At 65.3% G+C, this 10,867-nt stretch carries 5 protein-coding genes; all 5 read right to left on the reverse strand.

The genetic code is table 11. The annotated features are described in order from the left end of the window. Window positions 1–26: 26 nt before the first annotated feature. From EJK91_RS17460 to EJK91_RS17480, 5 genes are read right to left on the reverse strand one after another with little or no spacing between them, the layout of a single operon-like run. On the reverse strand, window positions 27–1,406 hold the full coding sequence (locus EJK91_RS17460; protein WP_125079550.1) for a cation:proton antiporter: 1,380 nt from the start codon (window positions 1,404–1,406) through the stop codon (window positions 27–29). A 2-nt stretch (window positions 1,407–1,408) separates the two neighbouring features. Further along, complete coding sequence (locus tag EJK91_RS17465; RefSeq protein ID WP_343252052.1) at window positions 1,409–2,260, reverse strand: ABC transporter permease; 852 nt, start codon at window positions 2,258–2,260, stop codon at window positions 1,409–1,411. Continuing rightward, window positions 2,260–3,114 (reverse strand): ABC transporter ATP-binding protein, encoded by an 855-nt coding sequence (locus EJK91_RS17470; RefSeq protein WP_125079551.1) that lies wholly within the window; start codon window positions 3,112–3,114, stop codon window positions 2,260–2,262. The genes EJK91_RS17465 and EJK91_RS17470 overlap by 1 nt, the downstream gene beginning before the upstream one ends. After that, window positions 3,111–8,654, reverse strand: a complete 5,544-nt coding sequence (locus EJK91_RS17475) for a type I polyketide synthase (protein WP_125079552.1) — start codon at window positions 8,652–8,654, stop codon at window positions 3,111–3,113. The genes EJK91_RS17470 and EJK91_RS17475 overlap by 4 nt, the downstream gene beginning before the upstream one ends. Before the next feature lie 49 nt (window positions 8,655–8,703). Beyond that, window positions 8,704–10,473, reverse strand: a complete 1,770-nt coding sequence (locus EJK91_RS17480) for an NAD(P)/FAD-dependent oxidoreductase (protein WP_125079553.1) — start codon at window positions 10,471–10,473, stop codon at window positions 8,704–8,706. Between the last annotated feature and the right edge of the window lie 394 nt (window positions 10,474–10,867).

The raw sequence follows: 10,867 nt of genomic DNA on the forward strand, positions 1-10,867 counted from the left end.
CCTTTCCTCGGTGGTGAATGCTGTGCTCAACTTGTCGGCGCGGGTTCTGCCACCGTGCGCCCGTTGCGGGGGTAATCATCACCGTAGGGCTCCTCGCCGTCGGCGCCGAACCGCAGTCCGGTTCTCCGCAATCGGCGCTCGAACTGCCGCTGCAGCGGGGTTGCGACCAATGTCGTGATGATCGTCATGAGCGCCAGGATGGTGTACAGCTTCGCCGAGATCAGGCCGGCTTCGAAGCCGATGTTGAGCAGGATCAGTTCCATCAGCCCACGAGCATTGGCAAGTGCCCCCATCGAAGCGGCTTCGAGCCGACTCATTCCCTGCCAGCGGGCGGCCAGTCCCACCGCTCCGAACTTCGCGGTGAAAGACACCACCAGCACGATCAGCGCCATCAACAGCGTTGGGCCGTCCAATATCAGCCGAAGCTGGGTGTTCAGTCCCGAGTAGATGAAGAACGCCGGAATCAGCAGGTATGCCGTCAGCGGCTCGAAGTGCCGACGGATCTGCGTCAGCAGCTCGCCACGAGGCATCACCATGCCGGCCACGAAAGCGCCGAATACGGAATAGATTCCGACGAAGTCGGTGAAGCAGCTCGCCGCCAGCACGACCAGCAGGACCACGCTGGTGTGTGCGATCGGTAGGCCGCCCGTGCGTTCGGACGCACCCCCACGCGGCGACCATGTCTCCAACCGCGCGAGCAGCGGCCGGCCGACGTAGATCATGAAAAGCAGGTAGCCCAGCCCGCCTCCGACGGCAAGCACGGCACCGAAGAGGCTGCCCTTGGCGGTGGCCACCACCGTCGCCAACAGCACCCACGAGCATGCGTCATCGAACGCGGCACACGACAGTGACACCGTGCCCAACCGCGTATTGAGCAGTCCCGAGTCGTAGACGATCCACGCCAGCATCGGAAAGGCGGTGATAGCCACGGCGGCCGCGACGAACAGGCCACCCTGCCACGAGACGACATTGTCGGTGAAATAGCCTCCGCGGCTTACCATCCACGCACCGAGGACGCCGCCGAGCATCAGGGGAACCCCGATTCCGGCTACTGAGGTGACGCCGGCCTGGCGCCAGTGCGCGGTCAGGATGTCGAGTTTGAACGAGGCTCCCACCAGGAACATGTACAGCACCAGACCCAGTTGGCCGACCACGTAGATAACGGTCAGGTTGGGGTGGGTGAAGGTCTCTGAGCCGAGGGTCAACTTCGTGGGGAACAGCCATTGCTGCCCAGCCGGCCACACCCACCCCAGAACGGAAGGCCCGAGCAGGAATCCGGCCACCATCATCGCCACCACCTGCACCTGGGCCAGGCGGCGCAGCAGCGGCCAGAGCAGTCGGTAGGTAAGCAAGATGACCACGATCTGAAAGAAGAAGTGGTAAGTGATCTCCAGCTGGGAAGGCATGTTCAGCTCCGATCCGACCAACGGAACACGACCAGGCAGGCCAGCAGTCCGACCACACTCCAGGCGGTCAGCACCTCGAAGATCCGCCAGTGCTCCCAAGTTCCCGCGGGTTCGAACGCGGCCATCTCTGCGGGCAGCAACACCGAGCGGAATCCCTGGGCCATCCACTTGACGGGAAAGATCGATCCGATCGCCAGCATCCAGGTCGGTATCAGCATCAGCGGAACATAGGTGCCTGAGACGAACTGCAGACCCACCGCGGGGCCGTTGGTGAGGACAGCGGCGGACACTGCGTTGCTGGCGAAGTTGCTGACCAGAATGCCCAGCAACGAACAGCTGACGATCCCCAGCATTGAAACCCATGCCAGCGTGAACCATCCGAGGAAATCGGCGGGCAGCCGAAGGTGAAAAACCAGCACTCCCAGCACCAGCAGGACCACAGCCTCGGCGAAGCTCGCAATCGCGACCAGCATGATCTTGCCGATGAAGTACGACGACGCCGTCGCCGGCGTGCCGCGCAGCCGCCGCAGGGCACCGGTCTCCCGGTCGGCCGCAATGCTGATGCCGAGATTGGTGAACGACGTCGAGAGAATTCCGTAGGCGAACATGCTGGCGGCGATCACGGCGCCGGTGGTGGTTTGGGCACCGGGCACCCGCGCCGTGAAGATGGATCCCAGCAGCAGGCAGATCACCGCCGGCATCGAGAAGGTCAGCGCCACCTGTTCTGGGCGGCGGTAGAACATCTTCAGTTCCGGTAGGACGCGCGAGAATCCGATGCGCAACGCCGAGGGAAGCTCTGATCTCCCGTGGCTGCGCGCGCGACGCAGACCGAGTTCAGCGTCGACGAACTCGATCACCTCGGACCCCCTTCGATCAGGCTCAGATAGGCGTCTTCGAGGGTGGGACGGGTGACGGTCAGCTGAGCAAGCTCGCTGCCTTCCGTAGACAGGCGCCTGATCAACTCGGTCGGTCGATCGGTCTGGCGAACCTGGGGTGCGCCACCCTCCATCCACGTCACGGTCGCCGCCGAAGCGACATGCGCGATCAGGCGCGTGGGCGAATCCACGGCCGCGAGCCGCCCGCCCGAGACCACCGCGACCCGATCTGCCAGGGCGGCGGCTTCGTCCAAGTAGTGCGTGGTGAGCACGATGGTTGTGTCGTCGGAAGCCAACAGCCGGATGAGATCCCAGAAAGCACGCCGAGCCTCCGGGTCGAAACCGGTGGTCGGCTCATCCAGGAAGAGCAGTTCCGGATACCCGATGATCCCCAGCGCGACATCCAGCCGGCGCCGCTGTCCCCCGGACAGTGTCCGCACCCGCGAACGTGCGCTCGGGGCGAGTCCGACTAGTTCGAGCAGCTCCGCAGAAGTTCGGGCCGTGCCATAGCATTTGGCGAACATTTGCACGGTTTCCTGAACCGTCAGCATGCCGAAGTCGCTGGTTTCCTGCAGGACGATGCCGATCCTGGCCCGCCAACCGCGCCCAGCGGAGCCGGGATCCTCGCCCAGGACACTGACCTGGCCGGCGTCACGCTTGCGGTGGCCTTCCAGGATCTCGATCGTCGTGGATTTGCCGGCACCGTTGGGCCCGAGGATGGCGAAGACCTCCCCGCGGGCAATGTCGAGGTCGAGGCCGTGCAGGGCCTGCACCCGCCCGTAGCTCTTACAGAGATTCCGTACCTGCACCGCCAGGCCGTCACCCGCTCTCATCGCGGGGAACCGTCCATATTCGGCCCGCTGCCGTGCGCTTCGAGTTCCGCCAACAGCTCTCGTAGCTCGTCGTCCGACAGCTCGTCGACGACGCGGTTGACGTCGTCGACGAGGGGAGGCGGGGCCGGCGTCGGCTCTGCGACCTCGGCGGGAACGTCGCCGTGGATGGCATGCAGTTCCGCCAGCACCCGGTCGGCCAGTGAGTTGACGCTGACCCCTCGCAGGATCTCCAGTAAGGGCAGATCTATCGAGAACATCTCGTTGATCCGGACCCGGAAGTCCATCGCCATCATCGAGTCCAAGCCGATGTCATCGAGCATGTCGTTGGTCTCGAAGTCGGTGACGTCGCAGTCGAAGACATCGGCGACGAGCCGCCGCACGGTGGCGGCGATCAGCCCGATCCGATCTGCCTCGGGTGTAGCGGCCAGGACCGTCAGAATCGACTCCGCGACGTCGCCCCCGCCGGCACCGCTCTCCTCGGCGCCCAGATCGGCGAACATCTGTGGCGGACGCCCACCGAAGCTGACCCGACGGGCACGACCCCAGTCCGCGGTGATCGCGACGACGCTGGGGATCCGTTGCGACAGGAGCCGATCGAGGATCCGCGCACCGACACGCGGCGTGATCAGCTCGATGCCGCGCTGCGCGTAGACGTCGGCCAGGTTCAGCTCGTCGACCATGCCCACCGACCACGGCCCCCATCCGATGGTCAGTGCCGGCAATCCCAGGGCGCGCCGGTAGTGCGCGAAGGTGTCCAGGTAGGCATTGGCGGCGGCATAGTTGCCCTGCCCGGGGGAGGCGATGACCGACCCGGCGGACCCGAACATGACGAAGAAGTCCAGTTCGTCGTCACCCAGTACCTCGTGAAGCACCCGCGTACCGGTGACCTTGGGAGCCAGCACCGCAGCGAAATCACGTTCAGCCATGTTGACCAGCAACCGGTCGTCCACCACGCCTGCCGCGTGCATGACTCCACGGATGGGCCGGCCACCGCTGCGCAGGTGCTCGGCGCGCCAGCCGCGCACCTGCTCGGCGTCGGTGATATCGACGCTGGCGGTCGTGATTTCAGCCCCGAGCCGCTCAAGCTCCTCGATCGCTCGCACGGCCGCGAAGTGGGGGTCGGATTCCGAGGCCGCGGCCCGGTGCTCCCGCGGTGGCAGTGCGGTTCGGCTCAACAGGGTGATGTGCCGCGCTCCCCGTTCGGCGAGGTAGCGTGCCACCACCCGCCCGAGCGCACCCACACCGCCGGTGACCACATAGGTTGCGTCCGCGCTGAGTTTGGTGGGAAACGGTGCCGCGAGTTCAGTGCACGGGCGAAGTCGCGGAACGAATGCGGTGGCGCCGCGAAGCGCGATCTGGTCCTCGGAATCATTGTGGAGCAGGTGATCACAGATCTGTGCAGCGGTCTGGTCACGGTCGGCGGCACCGTCGATGTCGATCAGGCCGCCCCAGTTCTCGACGAACTCCTGGTGGCCGATGACGCGACCCAGGCCCCAGATGGGTGCCTGGTCCAGCCCGGTCAGCGTGGTGTGGCGCACCGGCTGACTGTTGGCGGTGACCACGTGCAGACGGGGCTTCAAGTCGGCGCGGGTTGCGAGCGCCTGGACGACGCGAACCAGGGTCGGCAAGCCGAGCTGCTGGTCGGCGTCATCGGCGAGTCGGATGTCCAACGGCCAGCAGTTGACGATGCCGTCGAGGTCGGCGAAGTGACTCTGCGCGAAGAGATCGTCCAGTTGGTCGCGACTGCCCGGGTCCATCAGGTAGCCGCCGTCGACCTCGATCAGTGCATCGACACCGCGGTGTGAAACCGTGGCGACCCGGTGCCCGCGGCGCCGCAGCTCGTCCGCGAGCCCATCACCCACTCCGGAGTCGTCGGCGAAGACGAGCCAGGACGATTCGCCGCTGCTGCCGCGATGCTGCCGGCCCGCTTCGTGGGACACCGGGCACCAGTGGACTTCGAGCAGGCCCTTGTTGATGCGATCGAGCGACAGTTGGGACGCGACACCCAGCGACCGCACGCAGAAGCCACGAATCTCCGCGATCGTCTTTCCGGCGCCATCGGTGACATCGATGTCGCTTTCGATCTCCTCCTCGGACGCCGAAACAACGCGGACGTGGACCTGCATGTACTCGGCCGGCGCGGCGTAGAGGGCGCAGTGCCGGATGCGGGCCGGAAGATAGGGATCCTGGCCGGGCTGTTGATCGAGCATCATCGCCCCGAAGAGCGCTTGAAAGACACCGTCGACCAGCGCTGGGTGAAACCGGTAGCGATCGAGGTCTTCGACGATGGCCGCCGGGATGCTCAACTCAGCGGTGACCCAGCCGTCGCCGGCTGCCAGCTCGCGGACCGACCGGAAGGCGTCGCCGTACTCAAGGCCGAACTCCTTGGTGCGGGAATAGAACTCGTCACCATTGATCGTGGTGACCGATTGACCCTGCGGTGGCACATGGCGGCCACGCGGCGAGGTGGGCAGGAGGTTGAGTTCGGCGGTGGCGGTGATCGTCCACGAGGTGTCGCCGTTGGCTGTCGCGTTGAATGCGGCGAACTCCAGCGTGCCGTCGTCTTCGTTCAGGGTGGTTCGCAGTAGCGGATCGCAGGTGTCGTCCAGCATCAAGGCGCGTCGGAACACCAGGTTGTCCACGCTGCAGGCCGTGCCGTAGATCTCCTCGGCCGCGGCCCGTGCCATCTCGACATACGCCGCGCCGGGCAGCACCACACTGCCCTGCACCCGGTGGTCGTTGAGAAACGGCGTGAGCACGGTGCTCATCTCGGCTTCCCACGTCGGATGCACAGCACTGACCTTCTGGCCTAACAGCGGATGCACCGGCTGGTAGAACAGCGCTTCGGTGGCCTCCTTGGTCTCGGTCCAGAACCGCCTGTTCTGCCAGGGGTAGGAAGGCAGTTTGAGAAGGCGCCGCTCGGTGCTGGGATGAATTGCCTCCCATGCGATGTCGTGGCCCAGGCAGTGGAGCGCTCCAACGCATTCCAGTAGGGAGCGGCTGGAGTCGTGGCCACGTCGCTGGCTGGCCAAGACAGAGACACTGTGCTTCCCCGCGGTTTCGAAGATCGACGGCGCCAACACCGGGTGGGGCCCCAGCTCCACGAAGTGCGTGTAGCCGTCTTCGAGCATCCGACGGATCGCCGGTTCGAACAGCACGGTGGTTCGGGTGTTCTGCCACCAGTACGCGGCGCCCGCGTGGTAACGGTCCAACGCTTCACCGGTGACCGTCGAGTACAGCGGAAGCGCCGCTGACTTGGAGGACAATCCGTCGAACGCTCCGAACAGTTCGGCGCGGATGGCGTCCATGTGATGGGAGTGATAGGGAACCTTCACCGATAGTCGGCGGGTGAAGACCTCGGCCTCGTTCAGCTGCTGCGCTATGCCGTCGAGGACGTCACTGTCGCCGGCGAGAGTTATCGCGAACGGGCTGTTGATCGCGGCCACCGAGACACGCTGTGCCGCGAATTCCGCACGCGTCGCCGCGTCGAGCCTCTTTAGGAGGGATTCCGCATCCAGGCCCACGGCGAGCATGCTTCCCGTCCCGCTCATCTGCTGCTGGAGCCGGCTGCGGTGATAAATCACATGGATCGCTTGTTCAAACGTGAGGAGACCGGCGAGATAGTGGGAGGCGACCTCGCCGGCACTGTGGCCGACGACGGCGTCGGGGCGCAGGCCGAAATGTTCGAGCTGCTCAGCCAGTGCGACCTGTATGGCGAAGTTCGCCGGTTGGGCGATCTCAGTTTCTGTCATGCGCGAGCTGGCCTCGTCGCGGCGAAGCTCCTCGATCAGGGACCAATCCGTGTACCGGTCCAATTCACGGTCACTGCGCTCGATGCTGGCGGTGAATGCGGGAAACACCCCCAGTAGGTCGCGGCACATCCCCCACCACTGGGGCCCCATACCGCTGCACACGAAGGCGAGTTTGGGCGCGGCCTGGATGCCACGGCCGGCAGCGAATGTGCCGTCCTGGGCCAAGGCCCGCAGCTGTTCGCCGGCCTCGGCGGCACTGCCCGCAATCAGGGTATGGCGATAGTTCTGATGGCTGCGACGCCTGCCGAGGGTGTAGGCGAGGTCGGGCAACTCGATGTCGGGGTGGGCCACCAGATGGTCGGCCAACCGGCCCGCCACCTCCACCAGGGCATCCTCGCTGCGGGCCGAGATCGCCACGATGGTCAGCGGGGAGGAGGGGTGGTCCGGCTCGCGTGGAGTTTCGGCGACTGGTGGAGGGGCGGCGAGAACCACGTGCGCGTTGGTGCCCCCGAATCCGAATGAGTTGACGCCGACGACGCGCCGGGGGCAGTCTGGGAAAGCCACACCGCCCGTGGGGATCTCGACTTTCAGGTCGGCTGCGGAGACGTGCCGGGTGGGGGTTCGCAGGTGCAGATGGGGCGGTATGTAGCCGTGCTTGACCACCAGTGCCGCTTTGATCAGTCCGGCGATCCCCGCACCGGCTTCGAGGTGGCCGATGTTGGTCTTGACCGAACCGATCAGCAGCGGACTCGACGCGGGGCGTTCGACGGTCAGGGCGGCCGCCAGCGCCCGCATCTCGATGGGATCACCGACGGGCGTTCCGGTGCCGTGTGCTTCCACATAGCCGACCTCCTCCGGGCGGACGCAGGCCCGGTCGAGTGCCGTTCTGATTGCGGCTTCTTGAGCTTCGCCCCGGGGCACCGTGATGCCGTCGGTGTGTCCGTCCTGCGACACCGCGGTGCCCAGGATCTGCGCGTAGATCTCGTCACCGTCACGCAGCGCGTCCTGCAGCCGTTTGAGGACAACGATGCCGGCGCCTTCGCCCCGCGCGTAGCCGTCCGCGGCATCAGAGAAGGCCTTCGAACGGCCTTCCGGGCTCAGGAATCCGCTTTTGGACTCGGCAATGGCGGTGTTGGGGCCGATCATGACGTTGACGCCACCGGCCAATGCGACCTGACACTCACCGTTCCAGATGCTCTGCGCTGCAAGGTGAACCGCGACGAGCGAACTGGAGCACGCGGTGTCGATCGACATGCTCGGGCCCCGAAAGTCGAAGGCGTACGAGATGCGATTGGACAGCATCGTCATCATCATTCCGGTCGCCGAATGCGCCCGAAATCGGTAGCGACTCGCCTGCCCCTGATTCTGCAGGAGCTGATAGTCCAAGGTGAAGCCGCCGACGAATACTCCGACATCAGCACCGGCCAGGGCATCGGCGGGGATCCCGGCGTCTTCCAGTGACTCCCAGGTCGCCTGTAGCAGAAGCCGTTGCTGCGGGTCCAGCGCATGCGCCTCACGCGGGGACATTCCGAAGAACTGCGCATCGAACTGGTCTATCGAGTCGAGAAACCCGCCTCGCCGCGTGATGACCTTGCCGGCCTTGGCCGGGTTGGGATCGTGGTAGCGATCGGCGTTCCAGCGCGATTCGGGCACCTCAGACGTCGCGTCCACCCCGCCCCGCAAGAGGCGCCAGAAGCTCGCGGCGGAGTCGGCCCCGCCGGGGAATCGACACCCGACTCCCACGATGGCCAAAGGTTCACGGCGGTCGTCGTCGTCTGGCAAGTGCATCTCCTGTTCTCGCGTGCGGTGATTCGGTGATCGGCTGACCATTCGCCAATCAGGTCGGTTGAAGTTTGGGCGACGTCGTGACGATCCAGCCCGCGCTCAGCGGCTCGGTCTCCTGGCCACGCCGGTACGCTGACCGCAGTTGGCGTAGCAGTGGATCCTGTTGCCACTCCTGGACCTGCCTCATGACGTTGTCGTCGTCGAAATCCAGAGACTTCTCCACGATGACGGTCTCGGCGAGTTGACCGGCCAATCGGCGGAGCAGTGCCGCGTTGGCGTCGAACTGTTCGGTGAAGTCGCGACTGGGTTTCATCATCGAGATATGCAGCGTCACCATGAAATTCAACGGTGCGTAGAGGTCGACGAACGGGACCGACGGCGCACCGTCGTCCAGGGCTGCCCACTCCTGGAAGAACCGCTGAACACGGTTGCTGAGCGCTATCAGGCCGTCCAGGTGCGGAACAAATGTCGGGTCGTCGGCGATGCCGACGAAGCGGCCATTGATGTAGAGCAGGCCGATGAACCCCCAGTAGAACGCGATATCCCAGACGATCTTCGTGGCCATCACCGCCGGTGCGCCCATCAGTGCGTACTGCCCCTGGTAGATCACGAGCCACATCTGGGTCAGTGATCGGAAGACGGTGTCGCTGATCTGTGCGCGAGCGACCACGTCCTCGCCGTCGAGGTCGCGGCTGACCATGTCCGTGATGAGACCGTTGCCGATGGCGACCAGGTCCAAGCCGGAGGAGTACAGCGGATCCAGGAAGATTCCCGCGTCGCCGGTGAGACACCACCGGTGGTTGCCGTCAAAGACCTTCACCGCGCCATGGCTGTATTTCCTCATGACCCGGAAGTCCACGATCTGGTCTGCGTGCTCGGCCAGCACGTCGGCGAGCTGCGGCTCGTGTGCCCGCAGCCATGCCTTGGCCTTGCCTAACGTGTTGAATCCGTCGAACGGCTGAAACGCCGGGTCCGCCACGATGCCGACACTGGTGGCACCGGAGGGCAGCCGGATCAGCCAGACCCAGTAACCATCGCCCATGAGATGGTTGGTGGACATCGCTCGATCGCCTTCACGCAACCGGGCCTGCCACGCCGGGTCATCGCTCCAGCGCCCCACGTCGATCTCCGTCGCAACCCGAAACCAGACTGCGTTGCAGTCATGGGCGTGGGCCTGCTGCAGATCCAGCTGTCTGGGCAGCACCCGGTTGCGTCCCGAAGCGTCGATCACCCAGCGAGTCGTGCTCCGGGTCAACGCTTCCCCGTCTTGGACCGTGACGATGTGCAGACCTTCCGGGCCACCGAGCTCAACGGACCGGACCCGCCCGCACGCGAACTGAACACCCATCGCGTGGACCCGCCGTGCGAGCTCGTTCTCCAGTCTGCCTCGATCGATCTGGTAGGTCAGTTGGGGCACGAAGCAGGAACTTCCCAGTTCCATACGTCGGGTGATGTCGTCGTTGTCCCGGTGTGAGAAGAACATCCGCAGCCCCATCTTGCGGATGTGCTGCGATGCGAGGTGATCCGCCAGGCCGAGACGCTCCCGCAGGTAGTGGGCCGACACCTCCACGGTGGACTCGCCAACCGTGTGGGTCATCTCCGCTACCGGATGCGACGTCGGACCGATGAGCAGGATCCGGGTAGCCGGACGAGCCCGCCGGATCTCCAGTGCCAGCGCGAGGGCGGAGACTCCGTCACCGATGATGGCCACATCATGATCCGACTTCTGGTGCCCGGCCGCGGAGAGGCGCGCGCGGATGCGCCGGGCGAGAGCCTCTCGCGTCTGTTCACTCAGGCCGGCGGCCGCTACGCGGGTGTCCACGTCTCACCTACCCGCAGACCGCGTCGGCAGGTTGTGGGCCGGAACTTTCGGCACAGTCTTCGTTCGTGCATACATAGCAGTCATTCGGAGCTGCACCGCCTGCGGTCGGGTTCGTTCGGCACCCAAAGTTCGGTAGTCCCCGACCGGCGTGGGCCGCCGATCGCCGGCACCCTGCGTGTCAGGGTGAGTTGAGTCCAGTAGTTCATAGCAAATCGGCCTGTAGCAGGGCGAGATACGGATCAACACACCATGACCAGTTCCATGATTATGTCGGTGATCGACAATGAGCGGATGGATCCAGTCCACCCTCGGGCCGATGGGCCACGACGGCGGCGTGCGTTCACCGCCGCGGAGAAGCTTGCCCACCTGGCCGCCTACGAGCAGGCCTGCGAGC

The organism is Mycobacterium sp. P7213 (genome assembly GCF_900604305.1).
In the GTDB taxonomy this organism is placed as follows: domain Bacteria; phylum Actinomycetota; class Actinomycetes; order Mycobacteriales; family Mycobacteriaceae; genus Mycobacterium.

Bases quoted from the DNA above. Each gene is read 5' to 3' on its own strand.
- EJK91_RS17460 (WP_125079550.1), bottom strand. From the start codon at position 1,406: ATGCCTTCCCAGCTGGAGATCACTTACCACTTCTTCTTTCAGATCGTG.
- EJK91_RS17470 (WP_125079551.1), bottom strand. From the start codon at position 3,114: ATGAGAGCGGGTGACGGCCTGGCGGTGCAGGTACGGAATCTCTGTAAG.
- EJK91_RS17475 (WP_125079552.1), bottom strand. From the start codon at position 8,654: ATGCACTTGCCAGACGACGACGACCGCCGTGAACCTTTGGCCATCGTG.